The 21433-nt window shown below is 70.0% G+C and carries 20 protein-coding genes and 4 pseudogenes; 11 read left to right on the plus strand and 13 right to left on the minus strand.

From position 1 onward, the window contains the following. Positions 1-703: 703 nt before the first annotated feature. The 3 genes and pseudogenes from MOV08_RS00440 (at position 704) to MOV08_RS00450 (ending at position 2127) form a co-directional block, all read left to right on the plus strand. Positions 704-1045 (plus strand): hypothetical protein, encoded by a 342-nt coding sequence (locus tag MOV08_RS00440; RefSeq protein WP_275305705.1) that lies wholly within the window; start codon positions 704-706, stop codon positions 1043-1045. Between the two features lie 178 nt (positions 1046-1223). Then, a pseudogene (locus tag MOV08_RS00445) lies at positions 1224-1616 on the plus strand (transposase); the annotation flags it as partial. Beyond that, a pseudogene (locus tag MOV08_RS00450) lies at positions 1613-2127 on the plus strand (GNAT family N-acetyltransferase). The pseudogenes MOV08_RS00445 and MOV08_RS00450, both read left to right, overlap by 4 nt. Positions 2128-2541: 414 nt before the next feature. Here the strand turns inward: MOV08_RS00450 and MOV08_RS00455 are convergent. Then, positions 2542-3585, minus strand: coding sequence for a S66 peptidase family protein (locus MOV08_RS00455; RefSeq protein WP_338057373.1), 1044 nt, complete (start codon positions 3583-3585; stop codon positions 2542-2544). A gap of 460 nt (positions 3586-4045) precedes the next feature. Between MOV08_RS00455 and MOV08_RS00465 the strand changes: the two genes are divergently transcribed. After that, positions 4046-5212 carry an oxygenase MpaB family protein gene (locus MOV08_RS00465; RefSeq protein WP_275305706.1) on the plus strand — a complete coding sequence of 389 codons (1167 nt, stop codon included), beginning with the start codon at positions 4046-4048 and terminating at the stop codon, positions 5210-5212. A 690-nt stretch (positions 5213-5902) separates the two neighbouring features. Here the strand turns inward: MOV08_RS00465 and MOV08_RS00470 are convergent. From MOV08_RS00470 to MOV08_RS00490, 6 genes are all read right to left on the minus strand, one after another. Next, positions 5903-6379: a hypothetical protein gene (locus tag MOV08_RS00470; RefSeq protein ID WP_039628545.1), complete on the minus strand. Its 477-nt coding sequence runs from the start codon at positions 6377-6379 to the stop codon at positions 5903-5905. A gap of 653 nt (positions 6380-7032) precedes the next feature. After that, a complete protein-coding gene (locus MOV08_RS00475) occupies positions 7033-7236 on the minus strand; it encodes a hypothetical protein (RefSeq protein WP_275305707.1) in 204 nt (67 codons plus the stop codon). 5 nt (positions 7237-7241) lie between these two features. Beyond that, on the minus strand, positions 7242-7448 hold the full coding sequence (locus tag MOV08_RS43730) for a helix-turn-helix domain-containing protein (protein ID WP_338057119.1): 207 nt from the start codon (positions 7446-7448) through the stop codon (positions 7242-7244). 408 nt (positions 7449-7856) lie between these two features. Further along, entirely contained in the window at positions 7857-8462 is a 606-nt protein-coding gene (locus MOV08_RS00480) for a GNAT family N-acetyltransferase (RefSeq protein ID WP_275305708.1), read from the minus strand. A 502-nt stretch (positions 8463-8964) separates the two neighbouring features. Continuing rightward, positions 8965-9492, minus strand: coding sequence for a hypothetical protein (locus MOV08_RS00485; RefSeq protein ID WP_275305709.1), 528 nt, complete (start codon positions 9490-9492; stop codon positions 8965-8967). Positions 9493-9576: 84 nt separating this feature from the next. Beyond that, complete coding sequence (locus tag MOV08_RS00490) at positions 9577-9975, minus strand: hypothetical protein (RefSeq protein WP_275305710.1); 399 nt, start codon at positions 9973-9975, stop codon at positions 9577-9579. A gap of 130 nt (positions 9976-10105) precedes the next feature. Between MOV08_RS00490 and MOV08_RS00495 the strand changes: the two genes are divergently transcribed. The 3 genes from MOV08_RS00495 (at position 10106) to MOV08_RS00505 (ending at position 12070) form a co-directional block, all read left to right on the plus strand. Further along, positions 10106-11245 (plus strand): sensor histidine kinase, encoded by a 1140-nt coding sequence (locus MOV08_RS00495; RefSeq protein WP_275305711.1) that lies wholly within the window; start codon positions 10106-10108, stop codon positions 11243-11245. After that, positions 11242-11532 carry a hypothetical protein gene (locus MOV08_RS00500; RefSeq protein WP_159030715.1) on the plus strand — a complete coding sequence of 97 codons (291 nt, stop codon included), beginning with the start codon at positions 11242-11244 and terminating at the stop codon, positions 11530-11532. The genes MOV08_RS00495 and MOV08_RS00500 overlap by 4 nt, the downstream gene beginning before the upstream one ends. A gap of 328 nt (positions 11533-11860) precedes the next feature. After that, entirely contained in the window at positions 11861-12070 is a 210-nt protein-coding gene (locus tag MOV08_RS00505) for a cold-shock protein (RefSeq protein ID WP_039628554.1), read from the plus strand. 1312 nt (positions 12071-13382) lie between these two features. Here the strand turns inward: MOV08_RS00505 and MOV08_RS00510 are convergent. Together MOV08_RS00510 and MOV08_RS00515 are read right to left on the minus strand one after the other, a co-directional pair. Next, a complete protein-coding gene (locus MOV08_RS00510; protein WP_275305712.1) occupies positions 13383-14345 on the minus strand; it encodes a GNAT family N-acetyltransferase in 963 nt (320 codons plus the stop codon). An 8-nt stretch (positions 14346-14353) separates the two neighbouring features. After that, complete coding sequence (locus tag MOV08_RS00515) at positions 14354-14923, minus strand: dihydrofolate reductase family protein (protein WP_275305713.1); 570 nt, start codon at positions 14921-14923, stop codon at positions 14354-14356. Positions 14924-15324: 401 nt separating this feature from the next. Between MOV08_RS00515 and MOV08_RS00520 the strand changes: the two genes are divergently transcribed. Together MOV08_RS00520 and MOV08_RS00525 are read left to right on the plus strand one after the other, a co-directional pair. Next, on the plus strand, positions 15325-15735 hold the full coding sequence (locus tag MOV08_RS00520) for a hypothetical protein (RefSeq protein ID WP_275305714.1): 411 nt from the start codon (positions 15325-15327) through the stop codon (positions 15733-15735). 91 nt (positions 15736-15826) lie between these two features. Next, complete coding sequence (locus tag MOV08_RS00525; protein WP_275305715.1) at positions 15827-16276, plus strand: hypothetical protein; 450 nt, start codon at positions 15827-15829, stop codon at positions 16274-16276. A gap of 535 nt (positions 16277-16811) precedes the next feature. Here MOV08_RS00525 and MOV08_RS00530 read toward each other — a convergent pair. Both MOV08_RS00530 and MOV08_RS43960 read right to left on the minus strand, forming a co-directional pair. After that, complete coding sequence (locus MOV08_RS00530) at positions 16812-17030, minus strand: hypothetical protein (RefSeq protein WP_275305716.1); 219 nt, start codon at positions 17028-17030, stop codon at positions 16812-16814. After that, positions 17027-17947 carry a sensor histidine kinase gene (locus MOV08_RS43960; protein WP_420834108.1) on the minus strand — a complete coding sequence of 307 codons (921 nt, stop codon included), beginning with the start codon at positions 17945-17947 and terminating at the stop codon, positions 17027-17029. The genes MOV08_RS00530 and MOV08_RS43960 overlap by 4 nt, the downstream gene beginning before the upstream one ends. A gap of 96 nt (positions 17948-18043) precedes the next feature. Between MOV08_RS43960 and MOV08_RS00540 the strand changes: the two genes are divergently transcribed. Together MOV08_RS00540 and MOV08_RS00545 are read left to right on the plus strand one after the other, a co-directional pair. Further along, a complete protein-coding gene (locus MOV08_RS00540) occupies positions 18044-19309 on the plus strand; it encodes an IS701 family transposase (protein WP_275305717.1) in 1266 nt (421 codons plus the stop codon). 310 nt (positions 19310-19619) lie between these two features. Beyond that, a complete protein-coding gene (locus MOV08_RS00545) occupies positions 19620-20105 on the plus strand; it encodes a GNAT family N-acetyltransferase (protein WP_275311665.1) in 486 nt (161 codons plus the stop codon). 53 nt (positions 20106-20158) lie between these two features. Here the strand turns inward: MOV08_RS00545 and MOV08_RS00550 are convergent. Both MOV08_RS00550 and MOV08_RS00555 read right to left on the minus strand, forming a co-directional pair. Continuing rightward, positions 20159-20562, minus strand: a pseudogene (locus MOV08_RS00550) (transposase); the annotation flags it as partial. Between the two features lie 31 nt (positions 20563-20593). Beyond that, positions 20594-21396, minus strand: a pseudogene (locus MOV08_RS00555) (GNAT family N-acetyltransferase); the annotation flags it as partial. Between the last annotated feature and the right edge of the window lie 37 nt (positions 21397-21433).

Genomic DNA, 21433 nt, shown 5'->3' on the forward strand with positions numbered 1-21433 from the left:
CCTCTTCGGAGGGTGAGGCGGGCGCGGCGGCCTCGATGTCGCAGCGCAGCAGGGCCGCAAGAGCACCCCGGGCCGCGCGGCGCCACCGGAACGGGTCGCCGGCGGCGCCATGGACGGTGCACGCCGACTCCCGCAGTAGGCCCGCCCTTTCGAGGAACCGGGCGGCCGGCCGCTCGCCGGCCTGCTCGTCGGCCAGCAGCAGGTGCTCGGCTTGCTCGTTCAGGATGTCAGCCAGGTTGCGGCCGGACAGGGCGGAAGAAGTACTCGGCGGCGGACGAGTCCGCCCAGGCGACCGAACAGCGGCAGTGTTCAATGCGCGACTGCCCGGCGGCACAGCCGCGGCCGACGCATGGCGGGCGGCGGCAGGATCCGGCGACCAACAGCGGCACACGAGCGTCACGGCGACGGCGGCCCCCAGCGACGGCAACGCCGGGCGCGACCCAGCCCGCAACCGTGCTGCGCAGCACGAGGGCTGCGAGCACCGCCAGGGCCAGCACCGCCGGGGCCGGGCCCGCCGGGAACGCGTCGGGGCGACGTGCGGCGGTCGCCGCGACAGCGAGAGGGAACACGCCGAGCTCCGGCCGAGCGAGAGCCCCGAGGACCCGGGAGACGTCGGCGGTCCAGGCGGCCCGGTCGGCCTCGACGAGGCGGTCCGGCACGGTGGCGCCTGGAGCACCTGCACCGTTCCCTGTGCCGGCGGGAGGTGTACGCCAAGGACGGCGATCGCTGGGGCGACCCCCGGGCCAGGCTGCCGGCCGGGGAGAAGTGGACGGCTGCCGAGCCGAAGGGGCTCACCGCGTTCGGTCTGGGGAGCGAACCGGCCGGGCACCTCGCCGAACTCGCCTCCGCCCTGCTCGCCGCGTACGTCCAGGTCGCCGCCGGGCTGCCGGGCGGCAGCGCGCTGGAGGTCGTGGGCGGGAAGCTGAAGCTGGCCAAGCTCGGCAAGGCCGACGAGCCCGAGCTCATGCCGCCTTCCGTCAGCTGGTCGACGGCATGCTGTCCAGGGTCCACTTCCCCGAACTGCTGCTGGAGGTCGCCGAACTGACCGGCATGGCCGACGCCTTCACGCACATCTCCGGCGCCGGCTCCGGTATGGAGGGCTTCACCACCAGCCTGTGCGCCGTGCTGATGAGCGAGCGTGCAGCGTGGGCCGGATTCCGGTCCTCAAGCCGGACGTCCCGGCCCTTGCTCGGGGCTGCCTGGTCCAGGTCGGCCAGGGCTACTTCCGGGTGGAGGACCGCGAGCACGCCGAGCAGGCCATCACGGTGTTCGCGAAGCTCTACGGGACGAAGTTCCCCAAGGCGTCGCGAAGATCACCGACAGCCAGGACGAGCTGCTGGCCTTCTACGACTTGCCCGCACCGCACTGGATCCATCTGCGGACCACCAATCCCATCGAGTCGGCTTCGCCACCGTCCGCCTGCGGACCAAGGTCACCAAGGTCGCCAAGGGAGCGGGCAGCAGGGTCGCGGGTCTGGTCATGGTGTTCAAGCTGGTCGGGTCCGCGCGGACCCGCTGGCGGGCGGTGCATGGGCCCCACCTCGTCGCCTGGTCCGGGCCGGCGCCCGCTTCGAGCGCGGCATACTCGTCGGACGTCCCCACCAGGAGGCAGCGTGATCACCCTCAAGTCCGAAACCATCCACACCGACCGGCTGGCCTTACTTCCCCTGCAGGTCGAGCACGCCGACGAGATGGCCGTGGTGCTGTCCGATCCCGGCCTGCATACCTTCATCGGCGGCACCCCGGACACCGCCCAGGACCTTCGCGCCCGCTACGAACGTTGGGTGGCCGGCTCACCCCGCCCTGGCGAATCCTGGTGCAACTGGGTGATCCAGCTCCGCGACACGGCCTGCCTGACCGGCTATGTCCAGGCGACGGTCACCGCCGACGATCGTGGGACCGCTGCGGAGATCGCCTGGGTGGTAGGGACCCCTGGCAGCAGCGCGGCATCGCCACCGAAGCCACCCAAGGACTCGTCGCCTGGCTCCGGAAACACCCGGTGCACAGGGTCGTCGCCCACATCCACCCGGACCACAAGACATCCGCCGCCGTCGCCACTGCAGCCGGCCTCACTCCCACCGACCAGTGGCACGACGGAGAGATCAGATGGCAGCTGACGATCAGCTGACCACGCACCTCCACAGGTCTTGACGACTACTCACCCCGAGCCCGTTGCGGACCTGACGCGGGCATACATCCTGTCCCGCCAGCATCTGCCCTACGCCAGCGGCAGAAGCTCACAGTGGCTCTTCCCCGGCCGCCAGCCCGGATCGCCGATGAACCCGGTCCGCCTCCACGTTCATTTGCGTGAGATCGGCGTGCCGCCGCAGCGCGGCAGGGCCTCCGCGATCCGCCAGCTCGCCTGCAGGCCCCACTCCCGTCATCGCGAAGGCACTCGGCTATCACGACAAGAGCGCCACCGGCTTGGTCACCGAGGCCGGCGGCACCTGGAGCCGATACGCCCCGGCGACCACACACGGTGATTGACGGCCGATCAATCTCCGCTGCGTGGGCCTTGCACGCTGGGTAAGGCGGTCGACGGTCAGGCGACGGCCGGCTGAACCGTCAAGGTTCCTTCGGCGGTGTCGATCGTGGCCTGAGTGCCAAGCGGGATGGTCGGAGGGTGGAGGCCGTGTCCGGCAGGGAGTCCGCCGAGAACGGGGACACCCAGGCGCGTCAGCCGGTCGCGCAGTACGTCGGCGATGCCCCATCCCCCCAGGGTTGGATCATCGGCATCCTGGTCGAAGCCGAGGAACTGGCCGAGTGCGACACCGCACAGCCCCTCCAGGGCCCCGGTACGGGTCAGCTGGGTCAGTGCGCGGTCGACCTCTCCCAGTCCTGTGCCTCTTTGGTGTTCGAGAAAGAGGATCGCCCCCTCAAGGCTCGGCAGACCGGCTCCGGCCTCGGTGCGGATCGCGTCGAGGTTGCCGCCGACCAAGACACCGGTCGCGGTGCCCTCGACGGTGACCGCCGCGCTGGCCTGGCTGGTGTCCCGGTGGATGATGACAGGGTCGGTCGTCATCAGCGCGCGGCGAAGGGCTTCGGCCGACGCCGGCCCGGACCATTCGTCGCTCCAGTTGACGAACGGGCCATGCAGCGAGGCCAGACCGCATCGCGCCCACAGGGCAAGGTGGAGGTGGGTGATGTCGCTGAAGCCGACCAAGGGTTTGGGGTCGCGCCGCAGGGCGTCGATGTCCAGGTCGTCGACGATGCGGTAGGCGCCTTTGCCGCCCCGGGTGGCGATCACCGCGCGGACTGCCGGGTCACCGAACGCGGAGTTCAGGTCGAAGACGCGATCCTCATCTCGGCCGGCCATATACCCCCATTGGTCGAAGACGTGCTCGCCCAACTCGACCCGAAGCCCCCATGACGTCAGTAGCTCGACGCCACGGGCGACTCCTCGCGGCTGGGTGGACTGGCTGGAGAGACGATCCGCACCCGATCCCCGGGCCGTAACCGCGGCGATTGCACGCTCTGATGACTGTCGCAGTTGTCCATGCCGGGATCTTCCTCCACCCGCCGAGGCGATCGACCGGCTGATCGCCCGCCGGGAGGTGCATCTTCGAGAGAAGATGCTGTGGCGGATGCTCTACGAGATGTGCGCTCGCCTCGATGAGGTGTTGGAGGTCAGCATCGAGGAGTCGACGTCGCCGGCCGCCGGGCCCCGGTGAAGAGCAAGGGCGCCCGGCCGCGGGTTCGCCGTCGCGGGGCGGCCCGTGAGGAGTACGTGCTGGAGTGGGCGTACTGGGGCGCGGGCACCGCTCGTCTCCTGCCGCGCTCCACGGTGAGGTGACTGGACGTCATGGAGCGCCCTGTGTTTCGTGCCAGGTGAGCAGCAGTGATTGCTTGCCGTGCGCCCTCGTTGCGCCCCCGCATGCGCCTACCTCACCCTTTCGTGACCAAGGCGCCACGCAGAGTATCGAGGAAGATTCTCGGTGGGCGCGGCGGGTCTCCTGTCGGCTGTGTCGTCGCCTACCGAAGTCAGCGCAGGGCGCTTTGGCCTGCCGTGAAACACCCCGTGACCACGAAGACAGAGGAGCAACGCTGTGGCTTTGACTGCGGAGACCGTGCATGCCGAGCTTGAGGCCGCGAACCAGGAGGGTGATCCGGCCGCGGACGCGCTGGTGTCCGACCTCATCGACAACCGCGAAGTCGACGGCGTCAACGGTCTCTTCCGCACCATCGGGACGCTCAAGCCGCACATGCCCATGGAGGAGCTGTCCGGCCTGCCCGAGCGGCTGGCGCAGTTCCTGCATGACGCCTCCCAGGAGCCGCCGGGCTGGTGCGAGGCCGATGTCGAGGCGGCGGAGGGCTTTTTCGCCCACCACCACGGGGTGGCTTCCATGTTGCAGGGCACCGTCGGGCTGATCGGCACGTACCTGTCCCCGACCGGCGCCTTCACCCTGCGTTCGACCGGGCGTCTGGGCGGTGCGGACGGTCCGGGCCGGCGGCTGTCGCAGTCCTCGCGACTGTTCATCGGCATGGGTGACAAGGACGCCCTGCGCAACGGCACCCTGGCGGCGACCGTCACCAAGGTGCGGCTGGTCCATGCCTCCGTCCGCCAGTTGCACAAGAAGAGCGGGCAGTGGGACTACGTCAGGTGGGGCGAGCCGGTCTCGCAGAAGTACACCACTGGCGCCATCTGCGTCTTCAGCGTGCAGATCCTCCAGGCGATGAGGAACCTCGGCGTCCACGTGGCCAAGGAGGACGCGCAGGGGTTCGTGGCGGCCTGGCACTACATCAACCACTACCTCGGCACTCCCGAGAAGTGGCTGATCCCCAAGGACGTCGACCTGGTCGAGCGGATCTGGAGCGCCGAGCGGGAGAACGAGTGGAGGGCGAGTGAGGACTGCACCGTCATGACGCAGCAGGCCTTGAAGTTCCACAGGGAGCAGATGGTCCCGCCGCCGTTCTACGAGCCGTTCCTCGCCATGGTCCGCGCAGCCTTCACGGACACGTACGCGGACATGGCCGGCATCCCGAAGAGCGCCGTGGACCTGGTGGCCAAGCCCGCCGCCGCCATGCACAACCTCTTCAGCAGCACGGTCGGCGGGCTCGGCGGCGGCAGCGCGAAGAAGGTCGTCGGCGTCAATCCGTACGACGAGATCCTCGGCGTGGCCTCGAAGGCGTTCAACCAGGTGGAGCTCTACGCCCTCACTCACGACAAGGACGACCAGCCTCAGATGCACCAGGACCTGCACGACGACCGCTGACAGCACCGCCGATGGGAATGGGGCGCGATGGCAAGGTCCATCAAGTCTCGTTCTCGGCATGTCGGTACCAGCATCGCGTGCCCACGCAGGCGACCGCCGACGCCGCCGCGGCGTACACCGCGGCGGCCGGAAGCCACCCGCCAACCGGGTCGCGGCCTCGAAGGCCTCGGCGCACGGTGTGGGGCGCCCTGCCGGCGGTGCTCTGCCGCCTGTTGAACAGCGGTTCGTTAAGCCTCTTCACCGCACTACCGGCCTACGAGTTGCCGCTGACGACCCGACCCTTGCGGCGCAGGGTCGGAGCGCGACGGAGGCCAGGGCGTCCCGGCGGATCCGGCCCAGCGCAAGGCCCGTCGAGAGTACGAGAACCGGGTCAGCGCGCTCACGCCGATCGGACCACGATCGTTCTCAGCGCCAACGGCTGTACCGATGTTCCTCACGTCCGGTCTCGTCTGAGCCACCCACGCGGGCACGGGGACGATGGACCAACCATCAGACCCGGCGGGCCACCACAAGAACCGCCCCCAGGAACCACCACATCGCAGGCCGCAGGCCGCAGGCCGCAGGCCGCAGGCCGCAGGCCGCAAGGAAGAAGAGCCCCGCGGGCGTGAGGACGACATCGAGCTGCACCTTGAGTTCTACCGCGAGGTGGAACAACCCCCGCGCGTGCAGGGCCGACCGGCCGGCCGGTCGTCAACAGGAGTCGTAGCGCCAGTGCTCGCCCTCGCGCGTCCACGGCTGGTCGTGCTGGTCGTACCGCGGGTCGCCGACGCCGTACGAGACTGAAGCCAAGTCGTCGGTGAGCTTGTCGATGTGAAAGCGCTTGACGGTGCGATCGGCGCTCGCCTCGTCCCCGAGGGTCACAGCCATACCGTGTGCGCGATCGAGGCTTGCGGCGAGAGACGCCTGAGAAATCCGCTCTTTGCAACGCGTCGAGATCATGCTGTACGCGGCGGTCACGTCCGGTTTGAAATAGGCAGCGGTGTAGGCGCGGACGGCCTTTTCGAGGTCGGCGCGGGCAGGATCGGCGGTGGCCGAGGGCGCGTGGTTGGTCGGCGTGGTGAGTACGGGTGGCTTCTTCGGCGTCTTGCCGCTGTCGGTGCCGCTGCATGCGGTGAGTGCGACGGGAAGCAGTGCGACGAGTATCGCGGTGGTGGCGCGCGTGCGCATGGTTCCCCCTTGGATGCGTGCTGATTGGCGCATCGTGGCACGGTTGTGGCAGGTATGTGAGGGAAACGCGAATGTCTCGCCGCCCGGCGGTGACGGGGCGAGGTGCGGCGGTTGAACGAGGACCAGCGGCGGCACGCACGAGGTGTTGGTCACGAGCCACGCCAGGGCGCGGGCGCCGACCAGTGCCCGGGCGGTTGCCGTGCGAGGTATGCCGCGCTGCGGAGACGACGTCACCCCGTGCGCGCTGCGTGGAAAACGTCATCAGGGGGCACCTCACCCGTGCCGACACCGGCCGCACTCAAGCATCTGCTGCCCTCGTTGAACCCAGCGGTGGTGAACGCCACCGGCACCAAAGGACGCCACGTGCCAGCAGCAGGACGACCAGCAGCACGCAACGCATAGTCGTGCCGGCCGGTAGCACCCGCTCGTCCCACCACGCCCGAAGAGATCCGTCAGCGGCCATGCCCCCCACCTTCCGCCCGAGGGGCTGCCGCCAGCCGGATCCTCCCGTCTTTCCACAGCCACACCCACCGACGTGAGCGCCAGCCTGGCCACCAACGCATCAGCGACCGTCTCGGCACACTCCACGGACAGCCCGCGGCGCGACGCGCTCTCCAGCACGCGCCTGCGCACCTCGGCGAGCTGCCCGGCAGTCACTGGACGGAGGTCCTCTCGTCCGCGCTGATCACGTACTCGTCCTCGCCGAGGGGTTGCCCCTGCCAGGTGCGGGCGCACAGGTCCAGCACCCGGGCGGCCTTGGCGCGGAAGTCGGAATCGGTGAGGAAGATCCAGGAGCGGTGCTGCCAGGGCTTGAGCACGGCCTCGATCAGCCAGCGTCGCACGGTGGAGGGCGACACCGCGGTCACGATCTGACAGGCAATGGCCTCGCAGGCCAGTTCCGGACACGACCAACGGGAGATCGGCACTCCGTCTCGGCAGGCAGCCGGCAGGCCAGCGCCTTGACCTCGGTGGCCTGCAACGGCGCGAACGAAGCGGGACGACCGCAGCGCCTGCGGCCCTTGAGCCCGGGCAGACCCGCCTGAGCAAACCGGCCACGCCAGCGGCGCACGGTGTCCAGGTGCAGCCCCTCTCCCGGGCGATACGCGCGGTGGAGCGTCCGCGCGCGGCGTGCAGCACGACCTGCGCACGCACCCGCAGCCGGTGCTCGCTCTTACGGCCGCAGGCCCTCCTCTTCAACCACAGGGCGTTCAGCGGCACTTGGGGCTATCGGACAGGCAGTGCGGACGAGCATGGCAGGCCAACCGACCAGCCGAAGTGATCACTGGCAAGCCACAGCCTGCCCCGCCCGCCGCGGAGGCGGAACCCAGACATCGTGGCGGGGCACGGCATCCCATGCCATGAGCACCGGGTGGGGACAGACGCCCCTGACCGCAGCTGCGTCAAGGCCGCAGCGGCGAGCGTCCGGGGCTGTTGGCGTCTTGGGATTCGACCCCCGCGTACGGCCGATGCTCCGGATTCAGGGCCGGTAGACGCACTCCGCCAGCGTCGTGTGCTTCTTCCAGCCCAGCGTCTCGTACAGCGCACGCCCGGCATCGGTCGCGCCGAGAACGCCAAGGACCGCGCCCTCCTCCAGGGCACGGTCGGCAAGCGTACGCATCACGAAGCCGCCCAGCCCGCGCCGCCGATGGGCCTCCTCGGTGATCACCCGGTCCACGACCACGGCCTCCCCGAGGGATGCCATCTGCCCCTGGGCCGCCTGCTCGCCCGCAGCATCCAGCACCCGAGCGTAGGTGACGGCTCCCATGGTCTCCACGGTCGCGGTGTACCCCTGGGGCGCGACCGGGTTCGTGGCCATCAGGTCAACGGCCATCAGATGGCCGCTCTCCTCCCAGGCCCACCCCTGGGGCAGCCAGGACCCGATCTCCTCCGGCTCCGCGGGCGTCTTCATCCACGTCCGCGGCACGGACACCGAGGCCGCGGCACTGCGGACCAACGACTCCTCGGCCTCGGGCAGGACATGGCGTCCCACTTCATCGAGGTTGCCGGCCACCTCGACATAGAACCCCCAGGGCTTCTCGACAGGCGGGGCGTCCGCCGGGACACGGCCCAGCCCGCCACCCACGTCCTGACTATGTCCGCAACCATCAAGCCCTCCCGAAGCTGTGGCCGCACCAACGGCCAGGTAATAGGCAGCAGTCGGGATCACACATTACGTCGCCCTGCAGTCCGGAGCATCTGTTTTGCCGGGGTGCGGCTCCTGAAGGGCAGTCATGAAAGGTCACGCACAGCAGAACCGCCAGCAGCCAGAGCCAGAGCCAGCAGCCATGACGAGGACACCGCCGCCTACCCACCGGCAAACCCCGAAGGCACCCTGGACTGCGCCCGCGGCCTCTGCCCCCGACCCCACGTCTGACCCGGCACCGCGCACGAGAGGGCCTCAGGCGTCAACCCCCGAAGGACTTACGGAACCGACCACTTAGCTGGCCAACGGCGGGATGGACGTCCGCGCCGGCAAACACCCTGTGCCGGGACCCGGGACCTGGCGCCGGGAAGGCCCCGACCCAGCGGTGGCGCCGGCGAGGAACACGTTGAGATACGAGACCAGCGGGGGCAGGTACGCGTTCTCAAAGCGGGTTGGACGCTGGCGACCCCAGAAACGCTTCCCGAGGGTTCCGAGGGTCGCCGTGGATCAACTCCACCGTGTAGTTGACGAACCGGCCCCGGTAGTACTCCCCCGCCCTGCTGTCGTTGGGGCAGGTGAAGTCCAGGATCGCGCCGCCGTTGTCGGGCTTGATCCGCCCGCGGGGCGATCCCTTGAAACAGCCGACGAGCACGGTGCCCCCAGTGGACTCCAGGGCAAGCCGCGGGGCCGGGCAGCCGTAAGCGTGTTCGTAGTAGCAGCCGAGGCGGGGGCCGGGGCGTGGGTAGAGCGCGAAGGGCTGCCCATGGTCGTCGACGACCGTGGTGCCCTGGCGTCCGGCACACAGCCAGTCGATCTCAAGGTGCCACAGGATCTCGTCGCCGCCGGCAGCGGGCGTGAGAATGAACTCCTCGACATCGGTGGCGCTCACCGAGAAGGGGAAATCCGCCTCCTCGGCCCGCAACTGGGGCGCGCCCTCGTCGAGATCGGTGCTGAAACGCCGCGGCGCCACCCTGCGGAAGGTGGGGGCTGTGATCAGGCCGTGGCATGCCCGGCGGACAGGACGACGGGACAGGACCACCGGGCGTCAGCTCGCTCATCTCAGCGCCCTTGCGTGGTGGCGCGGCGGCGGTAGTAGGCGTGGGTGACGGCGCCGACCAACACCGGCCAGGCCATCAGCGCCCCAGGGCTTGACCAGTCCGAGGGTCAGCAGCGCGAGCCCCTCGCAGACCGCGGACAGGAGGAGGACGTAGAGGTAGTCGCTGAGCTGGGAGCGGTAGCCCGGGTTCGCGGAGTGGTCGACCCCGGCCGCTCCGGCGGTCATGAGCAGCCGCCAGATGCTGGAGGGCAGCACCACCAGTGGGACCGCGTGCGCGGCGAGCTGGGCCCAACGGGGGGTGCCGGGCACGTACTTCGGCTTCGGCTTCGCGGCGCCCCGCTTCGTGCGCTCGGACGTGGGGGCGGTGGTCGGTCGGGCCGACTGGGTCGCTGTCATGCCTCAAGCCTGGTCAGGCCCCCACCTGCGCGGACATATGCCGTTAGGCATCGAGATCGCGGGCGGGTCGGTCGCGGATATGCCGAAAGGCACAGGCGCGCACGGTGCCCGCACGCGTACCGTCGGGGTTGTGTTGATCATCATGGTCCCGGCCGTCCTGTCCGGCGCGGCGGCGCTGCTCGTCTTCGCGGGCCGGTCGCGGTCGCGTCCGCTGATCGCCTGGGTGACCGGAGCCGCCGCCGCGGTGTCGCTCGGCGTGACGGTCGCTCATCCGTCCGGAGCGGCCGGCCCCGGGCCGGGCACGATCGGCACGCTGGAAGCCGTCGCCCTGGCCGCCGTGCTGGTGCCGACCGCGCGCCACGCCCCGCCGCCGCAGGCGATCGCGGCCGGAACGCTGGCCCACCTCGCGGTGACCCTGTGGGTGCTGCGCGCCTGGAGCACCGGCTCGGTCCGCGGCATCGTCGGCGCCTGCGTCTTGTGGTCGCTGTTGGCGACCGGCGCGGCGGCGGGCGGGGTGTACCTGCGGGTGCTGGACGCCCGGCGGGTCAGCTCGGTGGCCGAGGCCCGGCGGCGGCAGCGCCTGGACCTGGCTCGGGACCTGCATGACTTCGTCGCCCACGACGTCAGCGAGATGGTCGCGCAGGCGCAGACCGGGCAGTTCCTCGGGTCGGACGATCCGGGTGTCGCGCTCGACGCGTTGCGGCGGGTCGAAGAGGCCGGGCTCCGGGCTCTGGCCGCGATGGACCGCACCGTGCACATGCTCCACGACCAGCAGGACGGCGCCCCCCGGCAATCGGTCAAGGGCCTGGACGAGGTGCCCGAACTGGTGCGGCGCTTTTGCGAGTCGAGCGCGGGTCGGACCGAACTCGCCCTCGCCCCAGGCCTGCTCGACCACGTCGCCCGCGAGGTCTCCGGCACGGCGTACCGGATCGTGGTGGAGGCGCTGACCAACGTGCGTCGCCATGCGCCAGACGCCGACGTGACCGTGACGCTGGACCGGTCGGCGTCCGCGCTCACCGTCGACGTCAGCAACGGCGCCCCGGCCGGACGGCCACAGCAACGCGGCGACCGGGCCGGTGGGCTGGGGCTGCCCGGCCTGGCCGAGCGGGTGGCCGCGCTCGGCGGATCGCTGGGCGGATCGCTGACCGCCGGGCCCCGCCCCGGCGGCGGCTGGCACCTGGCGGCCGAGCTGCCGCTCGCAGGCGACCGAGGCGCCCGCCGACCCTCCTTCCCCATCCCCTTCCGCCCCGGAAAGGCCCAGCCCCGATGAGCAATGCCCCGACGACCACGGCGCCGACCAGCACCGGCCCGATCCGCGTCCTGCTCGCCGACGAGTGGGAGGAGGACGTCCCAGTCGCCGTCGGGGAAGCAGCCAAGGCTCAGTTCTCCAAGGGCGCACTCCGCTGCGGCGAGCAGGGCCTTGCGCGACATCGGCGTGTCCAAGGAGGGATCTTCCAGGGTGCGGGCGGCGGCGAGATCGAGGAGGTCGCCCCCCTCTCCCTCAGCCCTGCCGCAAGGGACGCCCGCCATGTCGCATGTCCGACCAGTGCTCGATAGCCCGGCGAACCCCGCACTGGAGGGCGCCCTCCATCCCCTCTTCGGCAACATCGTGGCGTGTCACGTCCTTGACCGTCATGCCCGACATCCTGTCAGCCGCCACTGACAGCACGGCGCAGTCGCTCATGGCGCCGATCTCCCGCCCCTGATCCTCGACGCCCGGACGGACGACGAGGCGCGGCAACGGACCGGCGGCGGGAGACGACAACCTCAAGTTCGAAGTTTGGTCAGAGCACCATCGGCGCACCCGAAGAGACCACAGGATTCGTAGCGGCCCGGCCAGGGGAACATAGGTCGAACAGTGGACACTGAGCGTGAGGGAAATGCAATGGCTACAGGAACCGTGAAGTGGTTCAACGCGGACAAGGGATTTGGATTCATCGCCCAGGACGACGGCGGACCAGACGTCTTCGTGCACTTCTCCGCAATTCAGTCACACGGCTTCAAGTCCCTCATGGACAACGACAGAGTCGAATACGACCTGGTACAAGGGGCGAAAGGGCCACAGGCCGAGAACGTCGTAGTCCTCGAACAGTAGCTTCGAGGCAGCGGCCGGGGGGCCTTCGTCCCCGGCGTCGAGGAGCCCCTCCCATAGGGCTCGTGGGGGCTCCTCGGGACGATACGGCCATTACGGGTTGGGGTCACCTCGAAACCCGCACCGTAGATGTCGTGCTGGGGGACGGCGGCCTCGCGGGCGCGCAGGTCGGCGAGGATGTTCGCCGAGCTGGTGTAGTTGAAGGGCGGCAACTGCAGGGTGATCGCCTTGGTGATTCCGGCCCAGGGGCCGGCCGCCTGGAACTTGTTGGCCTGGGACGGGAGATCGGTTCCCGGAACATGCCAGATCACCGGGCCGCCCGAGTCACCCGCCTTGTTCACGGCCGGAGCCCGGTAGATGCCGTTGTCGTTGTTCATGACGGTGCCGTACCACGTCCCTGTCTGCCCCGACGTGATGATCTCGTTGTTGCCGGTCGTCAGCAGGCGCTCGGTGTCGAGCGCGGGCTTCATCGCGTTCGGGCTGACCGGCCCTTGGGGGTACTTCAGCACTCCGGTCTGCTTGAGATGCGGCCCCTGGGAGGAGAGCGTCACCTGCGGCAGCAACTCGATGACCATGTAGTCCTTGGTGGCATGGCCGGTCTGCGAACCCTCGGGGTCCTTGAAGTAGCGGACATAGCCGATCGGACCGTACTTCGTGTCGTTGCGGTCGACGACGGGGATGATGTCGTCCGGGATCTCGTGGTCGGCGTACTTCCCCGACGTGTCCCGGATGCAGTGGCCGGCCGAAATGGCTATCTTGCGCTGGTGGTCGTCGGTCCCCACAGCCCCGATGGTGCAGAAGAGATCGGTCGAGTTCGGAGGGAACGCGATCTGCATGCCGTTGTAGATGCGTTTGGCCTGCTGAGCATGATCGGAAGGCGCGGCGGCATGTGCGGTGCCCGCGGTGGCCGCGGCGGCACCCAGGGAGCCGGTAAGCGCCAAGGCCGCTACGAAGCCCGGTAATGCCCTGATCTTGCTCATCTTCCCAATCACCTGTCGTTCCCCTCTTGCTGGTGGATAGCCCACCGCCATCCTGAACGACCGGCATGAAAGACCGATGTAATCGACGTGGCCGGCGTAAACGCCCGCCGGGCCCCGGCAAGGCGACGGCCGCCGTGAGACCGCGCCGAACCAAGCACATACACCAACGATCCACGACCACACACCGGCCACCGGCCACCGGCCACCGGCCACCGGCACCCAGACAACCGAACAGCAACAGCGTTCGGCGCACGACCACCCGGCAGCCACACGACACGGCCAAGCCAACAGCCCACGGCCCACGGCCGGCGGCGGCCGGCCGGCGGCCGGTGCGGCTACGGCGCTCGCTCCTGATCGGCCACCGGCGCCGACCAGATCATCCGGATCTGCGTGGTCCGGTAGCCGGCTCGCGCGAAGGCCGCCGCCATCGGTGCGTTCCCGGTGTCGGTGGTGGCGGTGATCAGCTCGGCGCCGGCCCCTGCATGACTCCGGGTGACCTCGGCGAGCAGGTCGTCCACATAGCCGCGGCCGCGGAACTCGGGCAGCACGCCGAGGAATCCGACGTTGCGGGCGTAAGGCGTCGCGGAGGGGATCGCCAGTCCGGCGAGCCGCCCGTCGGGGCCGTACGCCAGCCGCCACCACTCCCGCTCGCCCGGGCAACCAAGGTAGAACTCCAACTCCTCTCGGGCGGCCGCCTCGACGCCCATCGCGGCGACGTTCCGGCGGGTCTCGTCGTCCAGGCTGCCGATCGCGATCCGCCGGAACATCCCGAGGAACTCCTCGTCGGAGGCCGGGGCGAAGGTGAGCCGGCCCTCGCCTCCCGGCAGCGGATCGCCGCTGGTCCACTGCAGCTGCAGCCGCTCCACCTCGTGGCTGAGGCCAGCGGCCCGCGCGGCGGTCCGGCGCCAGGCCACCGCGTCCGCGGCCGCCGGGTCGTCGTGCCAACCGACCGGCAGCCTCAGGATGTACAGCGGCGGCTTCGGCGCGCCCGCGGCGGCGAACGCCTGCAGCCCGGCGGTGAGCAGCCGGGCCGCCACCCGGGCCCGGTCGCCGGCCCCGGGGTCGACGTGCAGGCAGTCCAGAGCAACCGGGTGGGCGCTGTCCGCCCGGCCCCACCACAGGGCGCGGGCCAGCAGCCGGCCGTCGCCGTCCTCGGCGACCCAGGTCCACTCCGGTCGGTACATTCCCTGCCCGAGCTCATCCCGGTAACGGTCGGCGTCGATCCAGCCGACGGGTTCGGGGACCGTCACCGCGGCGACGCGGTCGACCTCGGCCGCGGTCGTGGGTCGAAACAGCATCGGTGCTCCTAGCGTCGGACGTAGCTGGTCAAGGTGGCGCCGGTGAGGAAGACCCGGGAGTCGCGGAGCAGCCAGTCGGCGGGGGCGAAGGGGGCGCGGAACAGCGGGATGCCGCTGCCGAACACCACCGGGTAGCGCTTGACCACCAGTTCGTCGATCTCGCCCAGCAATTGCCCGGCCAGGCTCGCCCCGCCGCACAGCCAGATGCCCGCGCCCGGCTGCCGCTTGAGGTCGCGGACGAGCTCCACCGGGTCCCCCGACACCACCTCCACCTCGGGGTCGGTCCGGGGCAGGGTGGAGGAGAAGACGTACTGCCGCAGGTGCGGGTAGGGGCTGGTGACGCCGATCCGCAGGGCGAGATCGTAGGTGGCGCGGCCCATCAGGATCGTGTCGAAGACCTTGTTGGGCACGTCGGCCAGACCCAGTGCCTCACGGGCGTGGCCGGGAATCGTCTCGGGGTACTCGGTGAGGATCGCGTCCTTCAGGTCACCGTCGAAGCCGGAGGAGTCGGTCTCCCCGTCCGGTCCGGCGATGAAGCCGTCGAGGCTGCAGCCGATGTAGTAGGTGAGCCGGCGCATGGGCCGCCTTTCGGTTGTCGCTGGTTGGCCGTCGGGGCGCGGGCGGCGACCGACGAGGACGGTCCGAACCTAGGGCACGGTCGCCGCCCCGGGCATCGGTCACGGCGACCCAATGTGTCGGTCCGACCTACCGACCCTGCCGACTGCCGTCGTCAGCCATCGGCCTGGACGACTCCCCGATCGCGGCATAGCTCCGGCCGACCCGCTGGCGTCCGCGGATGCGTCTGTACCTGTCGTCCTTCCGCATCAGCCCGTGTGAGCACCTTCAGTGAGGCAGCACTCAAACTGGTGCAGGTGCAGGTCCATGCCTGGGGCCAGGGAGAGGCGCCGGGCCTGGGGCGTCGACTGTCAAGGCAGGGCCTAGAGTCGGTGACGCACCGTCACGAGCAGCAGGAGGTCCCGTGCCGTCAAGGCATCCTCAACACCGCACCGTTCAGGGCCGGCCCACCCGGCCCCGGCCGCTGGCGCCGATCCCCTTCGAGGTCGAGGCGGTCTTTCCGGAGTTGACGGGTACGGCCCGCGAGGTCACCCTCCTCTACCCCCGGGCCGGGCAGCCGGGCCCAGGGGACAGCTCCCTGGGCGGGCCACTGCTGTGGCCGGCGGACGAGCCTTGGCCGATGTGCGCCGCACCGGACCACTACAAGCCGCTCAGCGCGCCCGTCGGGCCCGAGCCGGTCGCGATGGTCCCGGTGGTCCAGCTCTACGCGCGAGACGTGCCCGGCCTCGTCTTCCCGCCGGCACCGACCTGTTGCAGATCCTGTGGTGCCCGCTCATTCACGAGGACGACGCGTCTGCCGCCAACCCCCGGCTGACCTGGCGCAGCACAGCGCTGACTGCTGCCCGCGCCGCTGTCAGGGAACCGCCCCGCCCGCACACCGCGGACGAGGAGTTCCTGCCCCGCCCGTGCACGCTCTCCCCACACCGGCAGTGGAATACCCGAACTGGGACCTGCCGGAGGGACTCGGCGAGCTGCTCGGCCAGCGGTTCGAGGACCTGAAGGAGGAACGGGGCTACGACTACTTCGAGGTGGCCACCACGCAGCAGAGCAAAGTCGGCGGCTATCCCGGATGGACCCAGCCGCCCAACTGGCCCGACTGCACAGACTGCGGCACCCGCATGGAACACCTGCTCAGCATCACCGCAACCGAACCGGGCACCGGTCGCTGGCTTCCCCTGGACGACCGGGACCCCCGCCAGGACGAAGCCGCGGTCCCCTCCTGGCAAGCCGAAGCGGACCCCGCCGTCCTCGATACGTTCGGACACGGCATGGACCTGGGCGACCTCGGCGGAATGTACTTCTTCGTCTGCCGCATCTGCCCCCACACCCCCTACACCCACCGCTTCGACTGCTGAACCCGGCCCGGCCGCTCGAGCCATGGCTCGGTCAACTACCCGGGCTGGTCGGCACCAGTCCGGCCGGTGCCCCGGCCGCGACAGGGCCGTGAGGCTGGCAGGCACCCGAGGACTGGCCTACACAGACGTAGGCCACCGAGACAGCAGGCGGCGGGAACGGCCAGGAGCGGCCGGCAGAGCGGGCAGAGCGCAGCGCAGCGCGAAGGTGGCCAGTACCACCGAAGCCGGACCAGCCCGGAGGGCGAATCGCCGCGGGCGGCGCGCGGCGGTCGCGGCGACGAGATAGAACGCACCGCGCTCCACCCGGCGAAGGCAGCGAGCACGAGCACGTCAGCGACGTCGCCGGTGCTCCAGACGGCCAGGTCGGCCTCACCAGGCAGTGCAGCACAATCGCGTAGCCGTCAGTGCCAGCGTCCTCCGCGACGGCGAACGCGACGGCGGCCCCGAGCGAGCCGGCCACGACAACCAGCTCCGCCTGAACCCCTCCAGCGCGACAGTGCGCTGGAGCAGCACCAGGCAGCCGGCGGCGCACGGATCAGCCGACCCGTCCGGCCACAGGCAGCACACCGCGGCGAGCCGCGGGCCGAAGCCCGATGAGCAGCAACGCGGACAAGGCCGGGGACCAGCCCCACATCCTCAGCCAGGACACGAGCGGCTCCACGATGCCCTCGACGCGATCGGCGCCGCTGGGCAGGACCTGGTCCACCTCGGCCGGGGACGACGCGGAGCCGAGCGCCGCCCGCCCGCTGCTCAAGGCCACCGGTGAGCTCGGGCGAACAGTCCCGCAACACCAGACGACCGGCCGGGCTCCCTCCGCCGACGGACGGACAGCCGGCCAACAGCCGCACCGCGGCATCGACCACCCGGCCCCACCACTCCCCCACTCCTGCAACACCGCCGGTGGCTGCGGCGTCCGCGCCCGCCGTGCCGGCGGCGGGCGGGAACACGGCCAGGCGCAAGGCGAGCAGTCGGGCATGCAACTGCGATCCGCAGCCACGCCCGCAGCCACTCAGCCAGCGCGAAGCCGGCCGCGGCGTTGGTCAGGGCCTCCTGGACGACCCGGTGGGCCGCCCGCGCAGCGGCCGGCGGAGCGTTGTGGGAGGGGGTGGTGCCCGTACGAGTGGAGCCGGCGGCAGCACCCGTCGCCGGGGTCGCGCAGGTGCTGATGGCGTTGCCCGTCGCCGGCGGCGTGGAGGCGTCGGTGCGCACGCCCGTGATCCCTTCGGTACGGGGCGCGTCGTCATGGTCGATCCGCAGATCGACGACAAGGCCGGCGGCCGAGGCGTCCGCGACCAGGCGGGGAATGCCTGTGTCGGACGCCCGGGACGGCTCATCGTCCACCTCCTCCCGCAGGATGCCGATCACCTCGCCGAGCCGTTCCACCGACGCCGCCGCCCGCGCACGGATCTCACCCGCCACGACCCGCTGGGCCTCCTCCAGGCCGGGCGCGAGCTTGAGGGCCCCCGCCGACAGGGCGATGAGACTCAGGTCGTGTCCAAGGACGTCGTGCATGTCCTGGGCGATCCGGGCACGCTCCCGGGACCTCGCCTGCTCGACGAGGAGCCGCTGTTCATGCTCCAACCGCTCGGCCCGTTCCCAACCCGCCCGGACGAGCTCCTGGTACTGGCGCCAGAACCGCCCGGCGAACCAAGGCAACAGCGCCGTCGACATCAACGTCGGCGCCTGACCTGCGCGGATGCTAGTAGTGCTTGGTCAGGTTGATCTTGGTGGTGCGTGTCCTTCTGGCGCTGCGTGCGTTGATGGAGTGTGACGCCAGATGAAATCGCTGCTGTTCGTGGCGAGTTGGAAGAATTCGCGGCTGAGGTGTTCGAGCCTTTCGCGAGGGATGGGCAGCGTTGGTGGGGGCAGGTCTACCTGCGGGGATTGCTGACCGACGGCAAACGCAAGTCGGTGGAGCCCATGGCCGCCCGGCTTGGGGCCGACGGCAATCGGCAGGCGCTGGCCCACTTCATCACCACAAGCCCGTGGGATCCGTCCCATGTCCGAGCCAAGCTCGCCTGGAAGATGGAAACCGCCATCCGGCCGACCGCTGCGATCTTCGACGACACCGGATTCCTCAAAGACGGGACTGCCTCGGCATGCGTGTCTTCGCAGTACACCGGCACGGCAGGCAAGGTCACCAACTGCCAGGTCGGGGTCTCGCTGCACCTGGCGTCCGACCACGCCTCCGCTGCCGTGGACTGGCGGCTGTTCCTGCCCGAGACCTGGGATCCCGCCTCGCCGAAGGCCGACTCGGACAAGACTGCGCGGCGTAGCGCCTGCGGCATCCCCGCCGACGTCGGGCATGTGGAGAAGTGGCAGTTGGCCTTGGACATGCTCGATGAGACCCGCTCGTGGGGAATCGAGGTGCCGCTGGCCATCGCGGATGCCGGATACGGCGACTGCGCGGCGTTCCGGCTCGGCCTTAACGATCGCGGACTGAACTATGTCGTGGGGATCTCCACCACGCTGTCGGCTCACCTGGGCGATGCCGTGCCGGTGACACCGGCCTACCAGGGGAACGGACGTCCCCCGGTGGCGAAGTACCCGGACAAGCCCAGGTCGGTCAAAGAACTGGTGATCGCAGTGGGCCGGAAGGCGGCGCGGCCGGTGTCGTGGCGGGAGGGCTCCCGGCCCGGACGGGGCCGCTTGGGCCTCAAACGGATGTACTCACGGTTCGTGGCCCTGCGGATCCGGCCCGCCGGACGCGAGATTCGCCAGGCCACCGAAGGGCCGGAGCTGCCGGAGTGCTGGCTGCTGGCCGAATGGCCCACCACCGAGCCGGAGCCGGTGCAGTTCTGGTTGTCCGACCTACCCGCCGACTTCCCGCTGACCACCCTGGTGAGGCTGGCCAAGCTCCGCTGGAGGATCGAGCACGACTACCGCGAGATGAAGCAGGCCCTGGGCCTGGCCCACTTCGAGGGCCGCACTTGGAACGGCTGGCACCACCACGTCACCCTCGTCTCCGCAGCCCACGCCTTCTGCACCCTGCAACGACTGGCCACATCCCCAAAAGACACGGCGCCGGCCTGAGCCTCTACACAGTCATCCGCGACATGCAGACACTCCTCGCAACCTGGGCCGGCGCCTGCCCCACCTGCCACCGCGACATACCCACACCCGCACCAACCTGACCAAGCACTACTAGTGCTGTGACCGAGAAGGTTCACCGGGGTCGGGTGGTGGGTGATGTCGCGGGCTGGTTTGCCGGACCGCTTCGAAATCGCTGGACACCTTTAGGCTGGTCGGCGAGCATCCGCAGGTGACAGATGAAGCCGATCAGCGGAGACCGCTCACGCGGAGCCCGAAACGTGTCCGTTTTGTCGAGCTGTCTGGCGGGGCGATGTCCGCTTTGCTGGATGGAGACCTGTCCGAAGCCAGCAGGATGGCCGGGGTATCGCTGATCGAGTACTTCGTGACCGACAGAGCACGGTGGCTGTGGCAGTTCCGGCTTGACCAGATGGCCGCCGATCCCAGCCATGCGCGGTGGATGGTGCGGCAAGCGGTCGTCGGCGACAAGGGTCTCGTCGTCGGACATGCCGGGTTCCACGGACCGCCCGATGAGGTCGGCATGGTCGAGATCGGCTACTCCGTCGCTCCCGACTTCCGTCGCCAAGGATATGCCCGATCCACGCTGATCGAGTTGCTTCGCCGGGCAGCAGCAGAACCCGCAGTCACGACCGTCCGGGCGACGATCAGCCCCAACAACGTGGCATCCCTGGCCACGATCTCGGACTTCGGCTTCGTTGAGGTCGGAGAGCAGTGGGACGAAGAGGACGGTCCCGAACTCGTCTTCGAGGTCCCTGCCCGCCGGATTCCACCCGCTTGATGGGAAGGATCACGGCTAACGCTGAGCTGTGACCGGGGCATTCGGCGCGATGGTCAGGCCGCGGCAGCCAGTGCGCGCCCGCCCCAGCGGATGCCTTTCTCGCTGCGGATGCGGATGCGGATGCGAATGCGGATGCGGGCACGTTCGCGGCGTTGGGCAGCGAGGACGTCGGGGGGGCGGGCATTGGCGTTGCCCCAGCGCAGGTAGCGGTGCAAGGCTCGGGTCCGCACGGTGTGTTGGGGTGCTCGGAGTTGGCGATGGTGAACTACCGCAGCGGGCTGAAGTGGGCCTCGATCGGGTTCGCCCAGGAGGCGTTGGTCGAGGTGAAGCACAGCTCGGCTTTGCTCTTCTTCGCCCAGTTCCGGATCTTGGCTTCCTTGTGCGCGGAAAGGTTGTCGAGGACTACGTAGATCGGGGCGCCGTCGGGGCGCGCGGCCCGGATCGACTTCAGCGCCGCACGGACCCAACTCCAGCCCGCGTACAACGAGCTACCGCCTCGGGTGCGGGGACGACGTCCGGTATTGGTCCCGGGCCTCGGGGTGTTGCTCAATGCCTGCTGACCTGTAGGTGGCGATGGCGCCGGCATTAGAGCTCGGGGTGCAGACGATCGCGCTCGACGCGCCCAGCTCCTGGAGTGCGGACACCGCGGCCGCGGTGATCGCCTTGCCGTAACCGTGACCGTGAACGCGATGTTCCCGGTGCACGCCCATCGGTTCGAGTAACCCGGGCCTACCCGGACCGGCCGACCACACCGTCACCGCCGCCACCGCGTTGCCCTGGTCGTCGTACGCAACCAGACACCGGGCGTCGGCGTACGGCAATCCGGCGGCCATCGCGTACCAACGGTCATTCGTGAACCTCGACCCATCGAACGATGCCCGCTGTACAGCGGTCCGCACGTGCGCCTTCTCCGGCCCGACCACCTCGATCCGCGTGCCCGGACCCTTCACCGACTCCACCAGGCCGCGGCGCAGCGGTGTCCACGGCTCACCGGCCTTCCAGCCGTCCTCGAACAGCAGATCTCGGACCAGTGCACCCATCGGCGCCTCGATGCTCGCCTTCCCCCGGACAACACGCCGCGCTCCGGCTCGGTCACGTCTCTAACCAGCTGCTGCGCCAGGCCCTCGTCCCGCTGAGCATCTGGCGCGATCGTCAGCCGCAACAGCCCTGGATCGTCCAGCAGCCCCACTGCGAGAATCTGCCCGTCCCGGCTCCACGTCCTGACCGCGGCGGCCGTCGCCTCTGCACCGAACCGCCAGAACCAGCCCAGATCCCCCGTGCGTAGTTGCAACTGATGAAGTCCCAGACGACGGACGGGGCTGCGGCAG

Source organism: Streptomyces yunnanensis (genome assembly GCF_029011865.1).
In the GTDB taxonomy this organism is placed as follows: Bacteria; Actinomycetota; Actinomycetes; order Streptomycetales; family Streptomycetaceae; genus Streptomyces; species Streptomyces yunnanensis.